Source organism: Phenylobacterium sp. (genome assembly GCF_019636135.1).
Taxonomy (GTDB): domain Bacteria; phylum Pseudomonadota; class Alphaproteobacteria; order Caulobacterales; family Caulobacteraceae; genus Phenylobacterium.
This window is the reverse complement of record NZ_JAHBYD010000020.1, coordinates 76,119-95,000: the sequence shown is the minus strand read 5'-3', so window position 1 is coordinate 95,000 and position 18,882 is coordinate 76,119. Positions and strand designations below refer to the sequence as shown.

The 18,882-nt window shown below is 70.1% G+C and carries 23 protein-coding genes (1 of these 23 cut by a window edge); 14 read left to right on the top strand and 9 right to left on the bottom strand.

The window, feature by feature from the left end; translation table 11 throughout:
* The 5 genes from KF737_RS15035 to KF737_RS15015 form a co-directional block, all read right to left on the bottom strand.
* Positions 1–268, bottom strand: partial view of a hypothetical protein gene (locus KF737_RS15035; RefSeq protein ID WP_296456381.1) — the 5' portion only. Its footprint begins 92 nt before the window's first position; the window shows 268 of its 360 coding nt (coding positions 1–268); it begins with the start codon at positions 266–268; the stop codon falls past the left edge of the window.
* A 49-nt stretch (positions 269–317) separates the two neighbouring features.
* Positions 318–1,241, bottom strand: coding sequence for a phytanoyl-CoA dioxygenase family protein (locus KF737_RS15030; protein ID WP_296456378.1), 924 nt, complete (start codon positions 1,239–1,241; stop codon positions 318–320).
* Positions 1,238–1,513: a hypothetical protein gene (locus KF737_RS15025; RefSeq protein WP_296456375.1), complete on the bottom strand. Its 276-nt coding sequence runs from the start codon at positions 1,511–1,513 to the stop codon at positions 1,238–1,240. Before KF737_RS15025 ends, KF737_RS15030 begins: the two co-directional genes overlap by 4 nt.
* 36 nt (positions 1,514–1,549) lie before the next feature.
* Positions 1,550–2,965 (bottom strand): pyruvate kinase, encoded by a 1,416-nt coding sequence (gene pyk / locus KF737_RS15020; RefSeq protein WP_296456391.1) that lies wholly within the window; start codon positions 2,963–2,965, stop codon positions 1,550–1,552.
* A gap of 478 nt (positions 2,966–3,443) precedes the next feature.
* On the bottom strand, positions 3,444–4,055 hold the full coding sequence (locus tag KF737_RS15015; protein WP_296456372.1) for a nitroreductase: 612 nt from the start codon (positions 4,053–4,055) through the stop codon (positions 3,444–3,446).
* A gap of 75 nt (positions 4,056–4,130) precedes the next feature.
* Here KF737_RS15015 and KF737_RS15010 point away from each other — a divergent pair, with 75 nt between their 5' ends.
* The 5 genes from KF737_RS15010 (at position 4,131) to KF737_RS14990 (ending at position 6,515) form a co-directional block, all read left to right on the top strand.
* Complete coding sequence (locus tag KF737_RS15010; protein ID WP_296456369.1) at positions 4,131–4,370, top strand: antitoxin; 240 nt, start codon at positions 4,131–4,133, stop codon at positions 4,368–4,370.
* Between the two features lies 1 nt (position 4,371).
* The gene (locus KF737_RS15005) at positions 4,372–4,758 is read left to right on the top strand and encodes a PIN domain-containing protein (RefSeq protein ID WP_296456367.1); all 387 of its coding nucleotides are present in this window, start codon (positions 4,372–4,374) and stop codon (positions 4,756–4,758) included.
* Positions 4,755–5,369: an NUDIX hydrolase gene (locus KF737_RS15000; protein ID WP_296456364.1), complete on the top strand. Its 615-nt coding sequence runs from the start codon at positions 4,755–4,757 to the stop codon at positions 5,367–5,369. The genes KF737_RS15005 and KF737_RS15000 overlap by 4 nt, the downstream gene beginning before the upstream one ends.
* 32 nt (positions 5,370–5,401) lie before the next feature.
* On the top strand, positions 5,402–6,238 hold the full coding sequence (gene cysE, locus KF737_RS14995; RefSeq protein WP_296456359.1) for a serine O-acetyltransferase: 837 nt from the start codon (positions 5,402–5,404) through the stop codon (positions 6,236–6,238).
* 70 nt (positions 6,239–6,308) lie between these two features.
* Positions 6,309–6,515 carry a DUF3126 family protein gene (locus KF737_RS14990; protein ID WP_293475175.1) on the top strand — a complete coding sequence of 69 codons (207 nt, stop codon included), beginning with the start codon at positions 6,309–6,311 and terminating at the stop codon, positions 6,513–6,515.
* Positions 6,516–6,520: 5 nt separating this feature from the next.
* On the opposite strand, the gene KF737_RS14985 is transcribed toward KF737_RS14990, so the two are convergent.
* Both KF737_RS14985 and KF737_RS14980 read right to left on the bottom strand, forming a co-directional pair.
* Positions 6,521–7,072, bottom strand: a complete 552-nt coding sequence (locus tag KF737_RS14985) for an SOS response-associated peptidase (protein WP_296456357.1) — start codon at positions 7,070–7,072, stop codon at positions 6,521–6,523.
* A 45-nt stretch (positions 7,073–7,117) separates the two neighbouring features.
* Positions 7,118–7,768, bottom strand: coding sequence for a LexA family transcriptional regulator (locus KF737_RS14980; RefSeq protein ID WP_296456355.1), 651 nt, complete (start codon positions 7,766–7,768; stop codon positions 7,118–7,120).
* Positions 7,769–7,944: 176 nt separating this feature from the next.
* Between KF737_RS14980 and KF737_RS14975 the strand changes: the two genes are divergently transcribed.
* The 4 genes from KF737_RS14975 (at position 7,945) to KF737_RS14960 (ending at position 10,014) form a co-directional block, all read left to right on the top strand.
* On the top strand, positions 7,945–8,067 hold the full coding sequence (locus tag KF737_RS14975; protein ID WP_296456352.1) for a hypothetical protein: 123 nt from the start codon (positions 7,945–7,947) through the stop codon (positions 8,065–8,067).
* A complete protein-coding gene (locus tag KF737_RS14970) occupies positions 8,064–8,276 on the top strand; it encodes a hypothetical protein (RefSeq protein WP_296456349.1) in 213 nt (70 codons plus the stop codon). The genes KF737_RS14975 and KF737_RS14970 overlap by 4 nt, the downstream gene beginning before the upstream one ends.
* On the top strand, positions 8,273–8,851 hold the full coding sequence (locus KF737_RS14965; RefSeq protein ID WP_296456346.1) for a hypothetical protein: 579 nt from the start codon (positions 8,273–8,275) through the stop codon (positions 8,849–8,851). Before KF737_RS14970 ends, KF737_RS14965 begins: the two co-directional genes overlap by 4 nt.
* A 164-nt stretch (positions 8,852–9,015) precedes the next feature.
* A complete protein-coding gene (locus tag KF737_RS14960; RefSeq protein WP_296456343.1) occupies positions 9,016–10,014 on the top strand; it encodes a GSU2403 family nucleotidyltransferase fold protein in 999 nt (332 codons plus the stop codon).
* A 524-nt stretch (positions 10,015–10,538) separates the two neighbouring features.
* On the opposite strand, the gene KF737_RS14955 is transcribed toward KF737_RS14960, so the two are convergent.
* Positions 10,539–11,075: a hypothetical protein gene (locus KF737_RS14955; RefSeq protein ID WP_296456340.1), complete on the bottom strand. Its 537-nt coding sequence runs from the start codon at positions 11,073–11,075 to the stop codon at positions 10,539–10,541.
* Between the two features lie 654 nt (positions 11,076–11,729).
* Here KF737_RS14955 and KF737_RS14950 point away from each other — a divergent pair.
* Entirely contained in the window at positions 11,730–11,951 is a 222-nt protein-coding gene (locus tag KF737_RS14950) for a hypothetical protein (RefSeq protein WP_296456336.1), read from the top strand.
* A 1,021-nt stretch (positions 11,952–12,972) separates the two neighbouring features.
* Here KF737_RS14950 and KF737_RS14945 read toward each other — a convergent pair.
* Positions 12,973–13,146 carry a hypothetical protein gene (locus KF737_RS14945; protein ID WP_296456335.1) on the bottom strand — a complete coding sequence of 58 codons (174 nt, stop codon included), beginning with the start codon at positions 13,144–13,146 and terminating at the stop codon, positions 12,973–12,975.
* Positions 13,147–13,462: 316 nt separating this feature from the next.
* Here KF737_RS14945 and KF737_RS14940 point away from each other — a divergent pair, with 316 nt between their 5' ends.
* The 4 genes from KF737_RS14940 to KF737_RS14925 all read left to right on the top strand — a co-directional run bounded on the left by KF737_RS14940 (position 13,463) and on the right by KF737_RS14925 (position 18,779).
* The gene (locus tag KF737_RS14940; RefSeq protein ID WP_296456332.1) at positions 13,463–13,900 is read left to right on the top strand and encodes a hypothetical protein; all 438 of its coding nucleotides are present in this window, start codon (positions 13,463–13,465) and stop codon (positions 13,898–13,900) included.
* Complete coding sequence (locus tag KF737_RS14935) at positions 13,897–15,264, top strand: hypothetical protein (RefSeq protein ID WP_296456330.1); 1,368 nt, start codon at positions 13,897–13,899, stop codon at positions 15,262–15,264. The genes KF737_RS14940 and KF737_RS14935 overlap by 4 nt, the downstream gene beginning before the upstream one ends.
* A gap of 415 nt (positions 15,265–15,679) precedes the next feature.
* A complete protein-coding gene (locus KF737_RS14930; RefSeq protein ID WP_296456327.1) occupies positions 15,680–15,823 on the top strand; it encodes a hypothetical protein in 144 nt (47 codons plus the stop codon).
* 229 nt (positions 15,824–16,052) lie between these two features.
* Positions 16,053–18,779: a TonB-dependent receptor gene (locus KF737_RS14925; protein ID WP_296456324.1), complete on the top strand. Its 2,727-nt coding sequence runs from the start codon at positions 16,053–16,055 to the stop codon at positions 18,777–18,779.
* The last annotated feature ends 103 nt before the right edge of the window (positions 18,780–18,882 follow it).

Here is an 18,882-nt window from a genome sequence, read left to right as displayed (position 1 = left end):
TCACCGTCGTGCGCACGTTGCCGAAGCCGAAGGTGGTCGTGCCGTAGGACGTCGGCGGCGCGCCCGTGAAGGTCGAGCCCATCGTCGGGCGGCCCGCGCCGGCGAAGGTGTCCTGCAACCGCACGCTCGCCGCGGCGCGGCTGTCGGTGGGCGTCAGCCGCTGGCTCACATCGGGGCGCGGCGGCGCCGACTGCACCGTGAGCGCGAAGCCCGGAGTCGCGGCGGCCAGCGAAAGGCCGGCGGCGAGGGCGAAGAGACGCATCGTCATGTCGTAACTCCAGAACCTGGAGCGAGGCTGTAGGCGCCAACGGCTCGCGTCAAGCGCCGACGTTCTCGAGCCGCGTCATCCAGTAGTCGGCGTCATAGTCCGGATCGCCCGTCAGATAGCGCCAGAGCTTCACCCGGTTCACGTACTCGAGCCGCCCCGTGTCCTGCTCGAACCACGGCTCGGAGGCCATCAGGATGCTCTCGACGGTCTCGCCCTCCGGCAGGCGCTTGCGGAAGAAGATCGGCCGGTGCGCCGGCCCGCCGTTGAGGTCGCGCGCGTCCCACTGGCGCACCTGCGAGCCGGAGGCGTGCGCGCGGATCTTGAACATGTAGCGCGTGCGGTCCGAGCGATTGACGCCGCCGCCGTGCCACAGGCCGTGGTGCAGGAAGAGCAGCGTGCCGGCCGGGCAGACCATGTGCTGCTGGCCGCGGACGTTCTGGTAGCGGCCGACCGCCACCTCGGACACCTTGCGCAGGTGCGTGCCCGGGATGAAGCGCGTGCCGCCCATCTCGGGCGTCACCGCGTGCGGGTAGTACATGAGCTGCACGTCGAAGCGCAGGCGCGGATCGACGGTGGAGTCCTGGTGCGTGTGCTGCGACACGTTCTCCCCGCCGCCCGCGGCGTAGTAGCTCGGCGGGAAGGTGATGTGCAGGAAGTGGTGGTCGAAGACCGGGGCCTCGCCGAGCAGGCTCCTGAACGCGCCCGCCACGCGGGGCAGGGCGAGCAGGCGGCCGAGCGCGCTGTCCGGCGGATAGGTCTCGGCGAGCGGGCGGCCCGGCGGCGCCTCGGCGATGGCGCTGCCGGCGAGGGTCTGGGCGTAGACCGCCATCACGCGCTTGCCGTCGGCGGCCTCGGGCGCCGCGCCCGCCTCGACCATGAACTGGGCGTTGATGTCGTCGGGCACAGCGGCGTCGAACCGCAGGAAGCCCTGCGCCACGAACCGCGCCATCTCGAGGGACGTCAGCAGGGTCATGCCTCGACCTCCACAAGCTGTTCGAACCAGAATTCGTATTTCAGGTAGGCGAGATCGAACTCCTCGCCGCGCGCATGCGGATTGAGCTGGGAGGCCTGGAAGAGCCGCCAGCCGTCCTTCAGCGCCGCGAGGCCGGTGGGATAGGGCGGCTGATCCTGGTCGCCGGCCATGCGGAAGGTCTCACCGGTCCCGTCGTAGACCGACCAGGCCACCGTCGGCGCATCGAGCGCCGAATTCGCCAGGTAGAGCACCAGAACCTTCTGCCGTCGCACGCGCAAATCCCCCTCGGGGGGCGAACTTGGCACGGCTCAGGTGACCTGCGCCACCCGCAGCGAGTTCGTCCCGCCAGAACGGCCGAAGGGGACGCCGGCGATCACCACGATCTCGTCGCGCCGCTTGGCGAAGCCGGAGTGCCGGGCCAGCGTCGCGGCCTGGGCCACCGTCTCGGTCATGGTGTGCGTGGTCTCGGACGTCAGCGCATGCACGCCCCAGACCAGCGCGAGGCGCCGCGCGGTCTCCAGGCTTGGCGTCAGGCCCAGGATCGGCGCGTCCGGCCGCTCGCGGGCGATCCGCATGGCAGTGCGGCCGGAGAGCGAGAAGGCGGCGATCGCCTTGGCCTCGATGGTCTCGGCGACCTGGCGGGCCGCGGCGCAGATCGCGTCGCCGGCCTCCTTCTCGGGCTTGGGCCGCATGGCGGCGCGCGCGGCCCTCAGGTCGTCGTCGTCCTCGGTGCGGGCGATGATGCGGTCCATCATCCGCACGGTCTCGACGGGGTACTTGCCGGTTGCGCTCTCGGCCGAGAGCATCACGCAGTCGGCCCCGTCGAAGACGGCCGTGGCGACGTCCGAGGCCTCGGCGCGCGTCGGCGTCGGGTTCTCGATCATGCTCTCCATCATCTGCGTCGCGACGACGACGGGGCGGCCGTAGCGGTGCGCGGCGCGGATCAGGCGCTTCTGGATCAGCGGCACGTCCTCGGCCGGCAGCTCCACGCCCAGGTCGCCGCGGGCGACCATGATGGCGTCCGACAGCTTCATCACCTCGTCGATGGAGGCGAGCGCGCCGGGCTTCTCGATCTTGGAGAGGATCAGCGCGCGGCCGGCCACGATCTCGCGCGCCTCGGCCACGTCCTCGGGCCGCTGCACGAACGATAGGCCTATGATGTCGCAGCCGTGGTCGAGGGCGAAGGCGAGGTCCGAGCGGTCCTTCGCCGTCAGCGCCGGGATAGGGAGCGTCAGGCCGGGCAGGTTGACGCCCTTGTGGTCGGAGAGGCGGCCGCCGACGACCACGCGCGTGTCGAGGAACTCCGGCGTCTGGCGGGTGACCTCCAGGCGGATGCGGCCGTCGTCCAGCAGCAGCAGCGAGCCCGGGCCGGCGGCGGCCATGATCTCCGGGTGCGGGAGCTGGGCGCGTGCGCCGTCGCCCGGCCGCTCCTGCAGGTCGAGCCGGAAGCTGCGGCCCCACTGGAGGGCGACGGCGCCGCCGGCGAAGCGGCCGACGCGGAGCTTCGGGCCCTGCAGGTCGGCCAGGATCCCGATCGGGCGGCCGGTCTTCTTCTCCACGCGGCGGATGCGCTCGACCACGGCGGCGTGGTCGTCCTGGGTCCCGTGGCTGAAGTTCAGGCGGAAGACGTCGGCGCCGGTGCGGAACAGCTCCTCGAGCCGCTCCAGGCTCGACGAGGCCGGGCCGATGGTGGCCACGATCTTCACCCGCCGGCGGCGCCGGATGCCTTCAGCCACGCGGGCGGTCTCCTCAGGGTCTCGGCGCACGAATCCAACGGCGCCCAAATTGGCCTTCCCCCCGCGCGCAGGCAACCGTCGGACGGGCGATCCGTCTCCGCGAGGAAGGGAACCAGGAAATACACGAAAGGACATGCGGGCGCGCCGCGTCGGGGCGTGTGGCGTCGTGTCGATTCAACCACCAAGAACACGAAGGGCACGAAGGCGCTGCGGATGAGCTGAGCGCCGGGTTCATCCCGGAGGCGTTCGTGTTTTTCGTGTTGGTTCGTGGTTCGAAAATGAGGACGCCTGCGGCGTGCCGGGCGGTCGGCCGTTGTCCTCGGATGCGGGGTGTCGTGAGAGGAAGGAAGCCTGGGTCCCCGCATGCGCGGGGATGAGCGGGGTTTTTGCGTGGGGATGAGCGATGGTCATGCGCGGGGATGGGCGGTGTTCGATCGATCCCGAAACCCGCTACGCCTCGCGACGCCTACGGCGCCCAGCGCGTCGTCAGGGGCTCCAGGGCGGGCCGGTCGCGTTCCAGCGGGGGCTCGCGCGGCGTGCCCATCAGCATGACGCCGGCGACGCGCTCGCCGGCCTGGAGGCCGAGGAGGGCGGTCGCTTCGGCGTCGTAGCTGTACCAGTCGGTGATCCAGTTCGCGCCATAGCCCATGGCGAGCGCGCCGTAGAGCAGGTTGGTGCAGACGGCGCCGGCCGAGAGCAGTTGCTCCCACTCCGGGATCGAGGCGGCCGGGTTCGGCGTGGACACCACGACGACGGCCAGCGGCGGGACGCGGAGCTTGCCGAGCTTGGCGGTGAGGACCGGGTCCCCCTTGGCCTGCGCCAGGGCCTCCAGCCGGGCGACCACGTCGGCCTTGGCGGCGGCGCCCAGGACGATGAAACGCCACGGGGCGAGCTTGCCGTGGTCCGGGACGCGGGCGGCGAGGCGGATCAGCTCCGTGACCTCGGCGTCGCTCGGCGCGGGCTCGGCCAGGGTCAGCGCGGGCGTGGAGCGGCGCAGCGCCAGGAACCGCAACACCTCCGGCGAGGCGGCGGGCGGCAGCGGATCGCCGAGCTGGGGCGGGGGCGGGAGTTCGGTCACACCTGGGATGTAGCGGCTCGGGGGTTGGAAGCCAAACGCCAGAGGCGTATATACGCGTCATAACGGAGTGATCGCATGACGACAGTGACCAGCAAGGTCTTCCGGAGCGGCAACAGCGAGGCCATCCGTATGCCGAAGGAAGTCGCATTCGGCGCTGACATCGAAGTCACCATCACCCGTCAAGGTGACGTCGTGACGATCTCGCCGTTGCGTCCCTCGCTCAAAGAGATGGTGCGCCGGCTTCGCGAGCTGCCGAAGCCCGCCGAGGTTCAGAAGCGGGACAGGATCGTTTTCCCCAAGCGACCCGGCCTCTGAGTTGCTTTTCCTGCTGGACACCAGCGTCGCGGTCCCGGTTCGCGACGGCGACGAAGCCGTCCTGACGCGGGTCGAAGCGCTGGAAGGCGATGCCTGCATGTCGGTCATCACGCGGGTGGAACTCGAAGGTGGCGTCGGTCGGATCGCGCATGAGGCGGAGATCAGGCGCCGGCGGCTTGATGAAATGCTGGCGACGGTCCCGAGCGTCGCATTCGACGATCTCGCGGCCGATCGGTATCGGGGCATCGTCGAAGCGGTCGGTTTCTCGCGCCCGCGCGTGATCGACTGGATGATTGCGGCCCACGCGCTGGCGCTGGACGCCACGGTCGTAACCCTGAACGGGCGCGATTTCAGCGACATCCCGGGTCTGAAGCTGGAGGCCTGGTGACCGCCAAGCCCGCCTGGCTGCGGCCGCATGGGAAGCCCTGGGTGCGCGGGGCCTCGAAGGTGGTCTACGACAATCCGTGGATCCGGGTGACGGAGTTCGCCGCGACGGCGCCGACGGGCGCGGCGGCGACCTACGGGCTGGTGGGCTACAAGAACCTGGCGGTGGCGGTGCTGCCGCTGTTCGACGACGGGACGACCGTGCTGGTGGGCCAGAGCCGGTTCCCGCTGATGGACTATAGCTGGGAGATCCCCGAGGGCGGCGGGCCGCTGGGGGACGATCCGCTGGAGAGCGCCCGGCGCGAGCTGGCCGAGGAGACGGGCCTGGCGGCGTCGGAATGGCGGGAGATCCTGACCGCGCAACTGTCCAACTCCGTGAGCGACGAACGCGCCATCGGCTATCTGGCCACCGGGCTCCATCCGGCCGACGGGACGCAGCACGCCGACGACACCGAGGCGCTGGAGATGGTGCGCGTGCCGTTCCGCGAGGCGTTCGACGCCGCGGTGGCCGGCGACCTGCAGGACATCCTGACGGTGGCGATGCTCTTGAAGGCTTCCTACATGGCCCGTGAAGGGCTTCTGGCGCCGGCCCTGGCCGACGCCATGCTAGGCTGAGTGAAGAGACCCAGATGGGCCGGGAGGAATTCATGAGCCAGCGCCTCGAGGTGGTCGACACCGCCCAGCCGCCGCCCGTGTGGGCCGCCCTGCGCAACGAAGCCCATGCGGCGGCCCAGTCGGAGGCCGCGCTCGCGAGCCTGCTGGCGGCGGTGATCCTGAACCACGACACCCTGGGCGACGCGCTGAGCTACCAGCTCGCGCGCAAGCTGGGCGACCAGGAGCTCAGGGCCATGAGCCTGCGCGACACCATCGAGGAGGCCTACGACGGCGACCCGTCGCTGGTGACCATTGCTGAGGCCGACCTGAAGGCGGTGTTCGAGCGCGACCCCGCCTGCAAGGGCTACGTGCAGCCGTTCCTGTTCTTCAAGGGCTTCCTGGCGTTGCAGACGCACCGCGTGGCGCACTGGCTGTACGGCGAGGGGCGCGAGACGATGGCGTTCTACCTGCAGAGCCGCTCCAGCGAGCTGTTCCAGGTCGACATCAACCCGGCGACGCGCATCGGCAAGGGCGTGTTCGTCGACCACGGCACCGGCATCGTCATCGGCGAGACCGCGGTGATCGGCGACGACGTCTCGATGCTCCAGGGCGTGACGCTGGGCGGCACGGGCGCCGAGCGCGGCGACCGGCACCCGAAGATCGGCAAGGGCGTGCTGCTGGGCGCAGGCGCCAAGGTGCTGGGCAACATCAGGATCGGCGACTACGCCAAGGTGGCGTCGGGCTCGGTGGTGCTGAAGGAGGTGCCGGCGGGCTGCACGGCCGCCGGCGTGCCGGCGCGGCTGGTCAACTGCCCCACCTGCGAAGAGGCCGAGGCGCCGGCGCGGACGATGGACCACACCCTGCCGGCGATCACCGACTACACGATCTGAGGTTTCCACGGGTTCCGTTGGGACGCGGGTTTCGCTAGAAGTCGCGCCGAAACCACCCAGGAGCGTTTGCGTGGACGAAAAAGCCATCCGCAGGATCGAAGGCCATCTGCGCGGGACCTTCGCCAACGCGCGGATCACGCTCACGCCGCGGCCCAAGCAGAAGGATTCCGCCGAGGTCTACATCGGCGAGGAATTCGTGGGCGTCGTGTTCGAGGACGAGGACGGCGACGGCTCGTACATGTTCGAGATGGCCATCCTCGCCGAGGACCTGCCCTAAGCGTCCTAGCGGATCTGGGTGACCCTGAGGCTGCCGGCGGGCAGGGGCCCGATGGCCGGCTGTGGGCGCGACGTGTCGAGCCAGTCGGCCCAGCGCTCGCGCGGGAAGATCACGATCTGGCGGTCGTGGTACGGCGCGATGTCGGGGCCGGGCCCGGTGGTGAGCAGGGTGAAGCGGTCGTCGCGGATCAGGCCCGCGATGGCGAGGAACGGGCGGTCGGCCGGCTCGAAGCGCCATTTGGACTTGGGCGCCTTCGTCCCCGTGAACTCGAAGAAGGCGTCGGCGGGCACGAGGCAACGGCCCTTCGGGAAGCTGCGGCCCTCGGAGCGGAAGTTGATGATCGGGCCGCGCGGGCCCGGGAAGCCCCAGCGCAGTTGGGTGAGGCGCGCCCCGCCGCGTCCGTCGCCCACGACGAGGTAGGACGGGTCGGTCGGGCGGATCGAGGGGCGCGGCTCCATGTTGGGCGCGCCGCCGTCCCAGGTCAGCGGAAGGCGGGTCTCGGCGAACTCGGAGAGGAGCTCCTCCAGGGACCGTCCGAAGGCGAATTCGTTGCACATAAGATACGATCCGGCAGGCTCGGTGGTCTGTATATTATATGCCGATCAGGCCGAGCCGCGGATGATCCGGCGGGCCTGGAAGGGCGGGATGATGGCGGTGATGTGGGCCGCCCAGCGCAGGCGCGCGTCGCGCCGCATGGGGCCGGCGATGCTCTCCAGGTCGTAGAGGCCGCCGCGCGAGCCGCGCAACAGGCGCTTGACCAGCACCTCGTCGGTATCGGTCTCGATCACGACCACCTGGCCCAGCATGTCGGGCGTGGGCGCCGTGCGCTGGTCCTCGAAGTAGATCAGCGCGCCGTCGTCGGCGAGGCCGCGCATGGAGTGGCCGGCGACCCGCAGCGCGCGGGCCCGGTCCGTGCCGCCGGGCGGGACGGGCGTGAGCTCGGCCGGGTCCTGCCCGAGGGCGAACAGCACCGTGCCGTCGGGATTGGCGCCGACGCTGCCGATCACCGGGACCATCCCGTCGCCCGCGCCGCCCGCCTGCATCGGGCCGGCCGCGTCGTAGAGCCATTCGGGGCTGACCCCGAAGGCGGCGGCGTACTCCTTGGCGCGGCGATAGGAGAAGGGCGCGTTGCCGTTCTCGTTGGAGGCGTAGGTGTTGCGGCTCCAGCCGAAGGCGTCGGCCGCGGCGGCGGCCGTGTCGTAGCCGCGGTCCTGCCGGGCCTGCCTGAGGCGCTGGGCGCGTCCGTCGTCCATGACTGTGGGTAACATACAGACCAAGCTTGCGCAATCGCAGTAGGTTTCATACGTTCCTCCGTATGGCACATACAGACCGAGAGAGCTATTCCGTCCTCCGCCACGGCGGAGCTTCGCAGGCCCGAGCCTGCGCCGAGATTGGCGTCAGTTCCGGACGTGGGTTGATCCTGGAGGCGGTGTTCCGCACCTCCCGTCCGGGCAAGGGCGGCGCCGAGGGGCGGCCGCGGTTTGCGCTGCACCGCGTACACGTGGACGCCGTGCGCGCCGCGGGCGGCTATCCGGCGATGACGCTGCGATGAGCGGCGCGGACAGGAGTGGCCCGGACGGGGCCGCGGCGCTGGTCGCGGGCGCGCTCAGCCGGCGCAGGCCCGGCGAGCGGGCGCGGTTCCTGCGCGAGCTGCTGGCCCACACGGCCGCGGGGATCGTGGTGATCGAGGGCGAGGCCGAGGCGTCGGAGGCGGTCTACCGCCTGGCCGACGCGGTGGTGGCGCGGGGGCTGCGCGTATGACCCGTCGCAAGAACCTGAGCCCCGAGGCGGTGGCGCGCGAGCGGCTGATCCGGGCGGAGCGGCAGAAGAAGGCGCGCGAGCATGCGCAGGCGGTGGCGGCGGGCGTGGCCGAGACGGTGGCGCTGTCGCGGGCGCGGGGGGCGGCGATCGCCGAGCCCCACGTGACGAAGCGGCGGGTGCGCCTGCAGCCCTACCGGCGCCAGACCGGGCTGGAGTGGCTGGAGGCCAAGGGCCGGATCGACGCCCCGGCGCGGGCGGCCGGCGAGCGCTACGGCTGGGCCTACCGGCGGGTGAAGCTGGAGAAGGCGATCCCCTCGACGCTGGGGCAGGAGGTGCGGGGCGCGTTCGTGGCGCCCTCGCTGGCCGAGGTGATCGCGCGCGGGGAGGGAACCGAGATCGCGCGCCGGAAGCTCGCCGAACTGCGCGCGCGGCTGAAGCGCCAGCCCGACCTGGTGGCCGCCTGCGACCTGATCTGCGGCGAGGAGAAGACCCCGCGCGAGGCGGCCGGCGGCGTGGACCGCGAGGCGGCGCGGCTGGAAGGCCTGCTGAAGGTGGCGCTGGATTTCCTGGCGTAGGATGTTCGCATCTTGCGTTGAGTGCGCCCAAGCGCCTGTTGCTCGCCTTATCCCGCAGAATCTCATTTCAAGGAATTGTGGGATAAGTGGCATGTACGATGCGCAATCATAAGGATTATCCTGCGTTTTGAAAAATGCAGGAATTGTGGGATAATCCATGTCCCATGATCCTGGCCTTCACGGACGAGCAGAACCGGACGCTGATCAATCTCGAGCAGCAGTACCAGGTGTGGATGGAGGCCGAGAGAGCGCTGGCCGCCATGCCGTACGACCTTCGCCGCAAGAAAGTCGGCGCCAAGAGCTACCTCTACGAAATCCGTGATCGCGGCGGCAACGGCCGCAGCCTCGGCCCATGGAGCGATGCGCAGGCGTCAAGGCTCGCCTCCTACAGGGCGGCCAAGGATGCGGCCAAGGCGCGCCGCGCCGCCGCGCGCGACGCGCTGGCGGAAACCGCGCGCATCTGCCGGGCGCTCCGCGTCCCCATGCTCGCCAACGAAGCGGGTGAAATCGTCCGCGAGGCCGACCGGCGGCGGCTTCTCGGCGATCACCTGCTGGTGGTCGGGACCAATGCGCTGGCGGCCTACGCCATCGAAGCCGGCGGCTTCCTGCAGGACGCGCCGCTGGAGACGCAGGATTTCGACCTCGCCTGGTCATCCCGCGAGGCGCCGGCGGACCAACAGCTCGTCTGGGACATGCTGAAGGCCGTCGATCCCACGTACACGGTGAATCTGGAACGGACGTTCCAGGCCCGGAACGCCAAGGCCTACGAGGTGGGGCTGCTGGTGGCGCCGTCGCGCGCGGCGACCCTGCCCCGCCGCGACAAGCCGCGTCCGATCCCGCTCCCCGAGCAGGAATGGCTCCTGAACGGCAAGCCGGTCGACCACGTCACGATATGTCGCGATGGGTCTCCCGCCAGGATCGTGGCTCCGGACCCGCGGTGGTTCGCGCTCCAGAAGCTCTGGATGTCGCGCCAGCCGAAGCGGAACCCCCTCAAGCGGCGGAAGGATGAACGGCAAGGCGTCGCGATCCTCAACGCCGTCGCCTCCGCGATGCCCCAGTACCGGCTGGACCCCGACTTCGAGGCGGAGCTGCCCGCCGAACTGACCGGGGTTTACGCCGACTGGAGCACTCAGCGGCCAGAGCCGGCCCCGAAGCGCTGGTAGTCGGCGCGGCGCGCCGGCGCGGCTGAAGCGCCAGCCCGACATGTTCTTATTTTGTTCTTGACATCGGAACGCGAATTTGCTAGGTTCAGGTCAGGGTCGAGGAGTGCGGCCGATGGCGGCCTGCCCGATGCTGATCGCCTCGTCGTCGGAGCGCCCGCACGATCCGACCCGCGCGCGCGTCATCCCATCGTCATCCCATCGTCATCCCGCGGCTTGTCCGCGGGACCCATGAACGCCGTGACGCCGGACAGGGCGCGGACGGCGACGCCGCGGGCCACGACCTTCTCCCGTGTTCATGGGTCCCGCGGACAAGCCGCGGGATGACGTGGCGAGGGAAAGTGGAAACTGGGACGGGGGGCAGGGACACACACCCTTTTCTCGTCCGCCGCATACGGCCCGGCCGCGGCGTCCCCGAGAAAAGGGTGTGTGTCCCTGTACGGTCCGGGCGCGATCGCGAAGGCAAGGTCGCAGAACGAACAGTTGAACGACAGCGGTCGTTATCCGGCGAATGCGACACCCTGGCGCTAAGGGGTTCGTCTCGGCGGGGGCGCCGGGCGGTAGTCCGGCGGCGGCTTGATCCAGCAAGTCTCGGGATTCGGTTGGCCCTCGCGGCACAGCGGAACAGGCTTCGGCGGATAGGCGAAGCGGAATGGTCGGCCGTTCGGCCCGGCCACGGTCAGGCCGTCCAGCGCCGGACGGTCGGCCGGACCGGCGTTGTCATAGCGCAACCGGCTGACATCGGATGGCGTGTCCGGGTCGCCTCTCGTCACGATGATCCAGTACCGGCCGTTCGTCCGATTGCGGTAGAGCCACATGCAGAAGGACGCGCCTGCGCCGGTGCATTCCACGACTTCCGGGAAGGCGCGGCAGACGTCGGCGTAGCGGGAACAGACAAGCCGGTCGCCGTGGTCGATGATCCGGACCGGCACGAAGTTCTGCGCCATGAGCTGTCGCCTGGCGGTCGGATAGGAGGCTCCGGGGAGGAGATGCGGTCGCGCCGCCGCATGAGCGGCCGCGGAAACAGTTGCGGCGAGCAGAGCCACGGGGAGGGCGCGGAACATCGAGGGCTTCACGCGCCGAGGGTACGCCCGGTCCGCCCTGATGGCCAACAGATAGTTCGCAATTTGTTCCGGGGCCAGGGACACACACCCTTTTCTCGCTGCATACGGCTAGGCCGCGGCGTCCCCGAGAAAAGGGTGTGTGTCCCTGTACGGTCTGGACGGCTTCCTGCCGGGCCGCCTCGGCAGAGCGGGGATGCCGCCAGTGGACGACGATGACGGTTCCGCGCACCATCTTTGTTCCGGAGTGGCCAGCAGGGCGAGGCCTTTGTTCGTGCGGACCTTTTTAGGGGCTTGTCGGGCGTTCGGCCTTGGAGCGTCGATGGTGGTGGCGGGCCACGCCTATGCCGACGCTCGCCGTTCGGACCTCCCGGAACGCCCCATTCCATACCGCCATACCGCGCGGACGACAGCGCCAGCGATGCGGCCTGGAGCGATCCCGGATTTTTCCGGAGCCTGGAGCGGTTCATCGGGCCGCGTCGACGTGGAGCGTATATCGAGCCTCGGCGGTCCGTCGCGGAACAGGTCGCGGCGGGGCTGAGCGGGCCGCCGGGCGACAAGGTCAGGCTGGGCGACGGGGCGCGGCTGCTGCACGCGTGCCGCCGGCATAGCTGTGACGAGAAGGCCGCCGTCGTCATCTCGCGCGACAACAGGATCGTGGCGGCGGGCCTCATCCACTTCCGCTGCCACCATGCCGTTCCGGCGGCCGAGCCGCGGCGGCGGCCGAAGTCCGGGATCGACTGCGACAGCCGGCCGATGCTGACCCTCTTCCTCGGCCGGGACCTGGCGTGGCGCGAGGCCCTGGAGGCGTGGGCTGCGCGGTCGGCCGGAGGGGATTTGCGGACCGAGGTGGTCCTGGTGGACGGCGCGGGGACCTGACCGGCGCCGTTCGTCGTCCCGCGGCTCGTCCGCGGGATCCATCGAACACGGGAGAGGTGATGGTGCGCGGTAGCGGCGGCGTGAGATTTTCCGCCACGGCGTTCATGGGTCCCGCGGACAAGCCGCGGGATGACGTTTAGGGACCAGGGACACACACCCTTTTCTCGTCCGCCGCATAAGGCTCGGCCGCGGCGTCCCCGAGAAAAGGGTGTGGAGTCCCTGTACGGTCCGGAGGGCTCACTTCCGACCCTGGGGGCGCCGATCGGTGTGTGCCGGCGGTGGGGGTTTGACCCAGCAGGGGATGTGGCCGCCGTTCCGACTGCAAGGCGGCAGCGGCGCTTCGCCCGGAGGGGATCGGGGGGCTTTCGCCTCCGGCTGGGGCGGGCGGGCGAAGCGGACGGGCCGACCGTCACGGCCGGACACGACCAGGCCGCCCAAGTCCGACGCGCCCAGGACGAACGCGCCATGGTAGCGCAATCGGGTGAACCGAGGCGGTGTTCCCGTCTCGCCGAGCGTGACGACGCGCCAGTAGCGCCCATCGGCGCGCGACCGGAACAGCCACCCGCAGAAGGGGGCGCCTGCGCCTGCGCATTCCTCGACCTCGGGGAAGGTGCGGCAGAATCCGGGGCTACGGGCGCAAATGAGGTTGTCCCCGTGGTCGATGATCCGGACCGGATCGAAGCCCTGCTCCACGAGTTGTCGTCTTGCGGCCGGATAGGGCGTCCCCGGTTGCAGACGCGGTCCCGACGGCGCCGCGTGAGCCGCAGCGGAGACGGTTACGGCGAGCAGAGCCACGGGGAGGGCGCGGAACGTCGAGGGCTTCACGCGCCGAGGGTACGCCCGGTCCGTCCTGATGGCGAGAAGAAAGTTCGCAATTTGTTCCTGAGCGGGCGCCTCGAGCGGCGCCCCTTCGCGGGACGCGATTTCAGGACCTGGAGCAAGGGGCGGGGTTTCGGGTTTCGTGTCCGAGAGCCCCGAGGAAGGGCCAGCGTCAGGGCGAACCTTCGGGCGCGCGGGCGCGTCAGCGCTGCATGGATTCAACCACGAACCACACGAACCACACGAACGGCTCCGGGATGAACTCGCCGCCGGACGCGCCCGCGGCCCGTTCGTGTTTTTCGTGTGGTTCGTGGTTCGAGAAACAGGACGCCTGCGGCGTGCCGGGCGGTTGGCCGTTGTTCTCGATGCCGCTCATCGCGGCTGAAGGAAGCCTGGGTCCCCGCGTGCGCGGGGATGAGCGGTTTGGGGGAAGGGCCAGCGTCAGCGCGAACCTTTGGGCGTCTCGGGGCGTGTCCCCGCGTGCGCGGGGATGAGCGGGGTCTGGGACCTCGCGGGGGCCTGAGGCCTCGGGGATAGATCCCGGGCGGCGGGGCCGGGGGGCGGCGGCCGCGACATTCATTCATCGAAAGAAAGAAGGAGACGACGCCATGGCGAAGACGCCTGGGGGCGGGGGCGCGGATGCGCCGCCGGCCGTTCAACCGCGACGCCGCAATGTGAGATACTCGCGGGCGATGATCGAGCGGCTCTGCGCGTTGCGCAACGAAGGCCAGACGTGGGCGGTCATCTGCGGGCTGGAGGATACCCCCGCCTACACCACGATCTGCCTCTGGCGGCGGACGAAGCCCGAATTCGCGGCGGCGCTGCGGGCAGCGGACGCGGGCGCCGCCGACCTGCGGGCCGACGAGGCGCTGGAGTTCGCGCGGAGCGCGGCGCAGGGCGCCATGGGCGACAGGCTGCGCCATACCGCCTTCATGCAGCGCGCAGCGCTGGACGCGCCGGAACGCTGGGCCGGGGGCAAGGCGTCGGGTGCGTCGGCGGCGGCGGCCGTGGCGGCCGCCGCGAAGTCGCCGCGCATGGAGATCGTCTTCCGCGTGCGCCGGTTCGAGAAGGTGGTGAACGACGAGGGGCGCACGGTGCTGCGCGAGATCTTCCCGGAGGGCGAGGAATGAGCGGCGAGCCTGTGACGTCGGTTTCCCACACCCTGCCGTGGGCGCCGCGGACCCACCAGAACGACCTGTGGGAGGCGCTGCTGAAGGGCGCCCGGCGCGTGGACGTGGTGGCGCACCGGCGGTGGGGGAAGGACGACGTGGCGATGCATTGGGCGGCCTATGCGGCGCAGGCCCGCAAGGGCGGCTACTGGCACCTGCTGCCGGAGGCGTCGCAGGGGCGCAAGGCGATCTGGGACGCGGTGAACCCGCATACGGGCAGGCGGCGGATCGAGGAGGCGTTTCCGGAGCAGATGGCGCCGGAGTTCCTGGACGGCGAGATGAAGGTGCGGCTGCGGAACGGCTCGACGTGGCAGGTGGCCGGGGCCGACAACTACAACAGCCTGGTCGGGTCTTCGGTGGCGGGCGTGGTGTTCTCGGAGTGGTCGCTGACCAAGCCGGACGCCTGGGCGCACCTGCGGCCGATGCTGCTGGAGAACGGCGGGTGGGCGCTGTTCCTGTGGACGCCCAGGGGGCGGAACCACGCGACGCGGTCGTTCGAGGCGCGGCAGCGGGACCCGGAGTGGTTCACCCTGCGGTCGCCGGCGACCGACACGGACGTGTTCACGGACGCGCAGCTCGCGCGGGAGAGGGCGGAGCTGGTCGCGGAGCTGGGGTCGGAGGAGGAGGGGGCGGCGCGGTACGCCTCGGAGTACCTCGTGGACTTCGATGCGGCGGCGCCGGGGGCCTACTACGCCGCGGCGCTGGCGGCGGCCGAGCGGGCCGGGCGGGTCGGGCGGGTTCCGTACGATCCGGCGCTGCGGGTGGACACGGCCTGGGACCTGGGCATCGACGACTACACGGCCATCTGGTTCTTCCAGCAGGCGGGGCGCGAGGTGCGCGTGATCGACTACTTCGAGACGGCCGGGCAGGGGCTGGACGCGATCGTGCGCGAGGCGATCGCGGCCAAGCCCTACGTCTGGGGCGCGCATCACCTGCCGCACGACGTGATGGTGCGGGAGCTGGCGACGGGGCGGTCGCGCTACGAGGTGCTGGGCGGGCTGGGCGTACACCGCATCCAAGTGGGCGCGGCGGCCGACCCGGAGGAGCGGGTGAGCGCGGCGCGGCTGATGATCCCCATGTGCTGGTTCGACGCCGAGCGGTGCGCGCTGGGGCTGGAGCGGCTGCGGGCCTACCGCAAGCGGTGGAACCGCGCGACGCTGAGCTATGCCGGGCCGCTGCACGACCGGGCGAGCCACGGGGCCGACGCGTTCGGGGAGTTCGCGCTGAACCGGCGCGGGGCCTCGGGCGCGGCGGCGGGCGCGGACGGCGGCGAGGGGCGGGCGTGGCGGCGGCCGGTCGGCGGGGCGCTGTCGTGGATGGGGTGAGGGTCCCGGCTCGGCGGGGTCGGGGGGGAGGGCCATAGCCCGCTCATCCTCGCGCACGCGTTTGAGAACTCAGGGATGAGCGGAATGGGATATGGATTCAACCACCAAGAACACGAAGGGCACGAAGGCGCTGCGGATGAGCTGAGCGCGGGATCATCCCGGAGGCGTTCGTGTTTTTCGTGTGGTTCGTGGTTCGAAAACAGGGCGCCTGCGGCGCGCTGGGCGGTCGGCCGTTGTCCTCGATGCCGCTCATCGCGGCGGAAGGAAGCCTGGGTCCCCGCGTGCGCGGGGATGAGCGGGGTTCGTGCGCGGGGTGAGCGGGGAGGCGGGACGTTAAGCTTGCCGTTTCAGAAACCGTCAAGGGCGCTGAAATAGAACGACTTTGTCGGGGGCGTGCGACGGTGGAGGCCGGCGGATGCCGGACATGTTTTCGCGAGCCCTGGACCTGGCGCGGCACGGGATCGACCTGTTCGCGGCGCGGCCCCTGACCTGCACGGCCGGCCTGATCGTGGCGCTGCTCTACCTGAACCTGATGACCTCGGGCCCGCGGATCCGCTGAGCCGCCGGCGCGCCCGGGGCCGAAACCGACGTAACGTCGGAATATATCGGCGTTACTCTGGCGACGTGGGTGAAATGGGTAACAGTCTCCGGCCTTTGTCTGCGCCTTACTGTCAAAGGCGTTGACCTCGACCATAACGTCGGTCAGCCTCCCTTCGAAGCGCAGCGAATAGCGCTCGGGATGAGCACTGCTGGGGAGGCAGTCAGAAATGAATCTCAGGAAATGTCTTTTGGCGTCCAGCTTCCTGCTGGGCGCGGCGATGATCGCCGAGCCGGCCCTTGCGCAGGCGTCGGGCGACAACATGATCGAGGAACTGGTCGTCACCGCTGAAAAGCGGGAGCAGAGCCTGCAGGACGTCCCGGTCGCGATCTCGGCCTTCACCAGCAAGCAGCGCGACCTGGTGGGCATCAACACCGTCCAGGACCTCACGAACTTCACGCCGGGCTTCACCTACCAGTCGGCCAACGACCGCGCGTCCATGCGCGGGATCGGTCGCCTGACGAACGTCCACTCGGTGGACGGCGCGGTGTCGATCTACATCGACGGCCTGTTCACGACCTCGACCGTGCTGGCCGGCAGCCCGCCGCTCGACGTGGACCGGGTGGAGATCCTGCGCGGCCCGCAGGGCACGCTGTACGGGCGCAACGCCATCGGCGGCACCGTCAACGTGATCTCCAAGCGGCCGACCAAGGACTTCTACGGCGAAGTCCGCGGCGTGGTGGAGAACTACGACTACACCGACCTGCAGATGGCGGTGTCGGGGCCGATCGCCGACAACCTGCGGTTCCGCGTCTCCGGCTACAAGCGCGACCAGCGCAAGGGCTACTACACCAACGTCGCGGGCGGGCCCTCGGAAGGCAGCAAGCGCGACGAGTACCAGGCGCAGTTCCAACTGGAAGCCGACCTGGGCGAGAACGCCGAATGGTGGGTGTCGTACAAGACGCTCGTCTGGCACAACCGGGGCGGCCCGGGCGCGCGCGCCGGCTACCTGAACGGCCCGTACGAGACCGGCCTGACCGACCCCAACTTCTCGATCGTCTACAACCCGGCCTTCGGCTACTCGACCGCGGGCGGCCTGAACGGCCCGGTGGCCGGCAGCCTGCAGCAGTTCGGCTCGACCGACGTGCGGGTGAACCCGGCGCTGGCGGACTCGCGGGACTTCAACACCAACACGCCGCAGCGCGTGCGCCTGCGCGACGTGAACTCGCTGACGACGAACTTCGTCTACCACATGCCGTCGTTCGACATTAAGTACGTGGGCGGCTTCCAAGAGTACAAGTACGACCTGTACGGGGACACCGACGCGACGAACGTCAAGTCGTTCCAGATCCCCGTGGCCCCGGGCTCGCTCTGCGCCAACGTCGGCGCGCTGTTCGCGGCCGGGCTGTCGTCCGTCAACTGTTCGCCGCTGACGGTCAACGCGGAAAACACCTACCACTACTTCGAGTATCCGAAGTGGTACAGCCACGAGATCAACTTCTCGTCGAACGGCGACGGTCCGCTGCAGTGGATCGTGGGGGCGTTCTACTACCACGAGCAGTACACCGGCACGGGCAGCACCGCGGACTTCTTCGTGAAGGGCCCGAACAGCCTGCAGACGCCGGTGCTGGGCGCCGCGCCGAACCCCTCGGGCACCTGGTCGACCGGCAACTATGCGCTGACGACCGAGAGCCAGGCGGCGTTCGGCCAGATCGACTGGCAGGCGACGGAGACGGTCAAGTTCACGGCCGGCCTGCGCTACACCAAGGACAAGAAGTTCGGCACCGAGTACCGGCGCATCGTCTGCAACTCGGACGCCTGCTATCCGGGCCTCTACGCCGCGCTCGGCCTCGGGGCGTTCGGCCCCGGCACGGCGGCCAACTACGGCAGCCTGCTGGGCAACCTGAACGCGCTCCCGGCGGTCGGCCAGGCCCTGGGGCTGGGCAACGCGCTGGCGGGTCTCGCGGGCCTCGGCAACGGCGCCTTCGACCTGACCGACACCCTGGCGCCGAAGAGCACGGCCGGGGCGATCGAGGGCGTGGTCACGCCGTCGGTCTGCACCGGCACGGGCGCGGCCCAGGTCTGCCGCCAGTACACGATCGGGCCGAACGGCATCGCCGCCCGCGACCTGAAGGACACCTCGGACGCCTGGACCGGCACCGTCGGCTTCCAGTGGGAGCCGGATCCGGACACCATGGCCTACGCCCGCTACAGCCGCGGCTACAAGGCGTTCGGCTTCTCGGCCGGCGGCTTCCTGGCCGTGCCGAAGGCGGACGCCGAGTACGCCAACTCGTACGAACTGGGCATCAAGAAGAACTTCTCCACGCTCCAGGTGAACGCGGCGGTGTTCTACATCGACTATCGTGACCTGCAGGCGCCGGTGACGGTCCGCGTGGGCCCCACGAACGTCGGCCAGTTCATCAACATCGACAAGTCGCGGTCGAGCGGCCTGGAGCTCAGCACCATCTGGCAGCCGGTCCGCGCCGTCCGCCTGACGCTGGACTACGGCTACAACCCGACCAAGATCACGAAGAGCAGCGCGCTGGTCGACGTGAACGACAACGTCAACACCGGCGCGGTCAGCATCGTGGGCAACCGCCTGCCGCAGGCGCCGAAGCACAAGATCGCGATCAACGGGGCCTACACCTTCGATATGGACCCGGGCGCCCTGACGCTCAGCGCGACGTACCTCTACCGGACGGCGGCCTACGCCAACGTGTTCACCCGCGAGTACAACAAGGCCCCGTCCTGGGACCAGGTCGACCTGCGGGCGTACTTCCAGCCGAAGAACGACAAGTTCACGGTCATCGGCTACGTGAAGAACGTGTTCGACACGGAAGGCTACGACGCCGCGCTCGCCGGCTCGAACCGCAACAACAACCCGGCGGTGCCGTCCGATCAGTACCTGACCGGCGCGCAGAACCTCGAGCTCACGCCGCCGCGGACCTACGGCATCGAGCTGCAGTACCGCTTCTAGGGTCGAATCGGAGCTACCGCGCCGGCGTTCCCTCGCGGGGCCCGGCGCACATTTCAGCCCCCGGCCGGAGACGGCCGGGGGTTTCCTCATGGGCGGCAAGCGG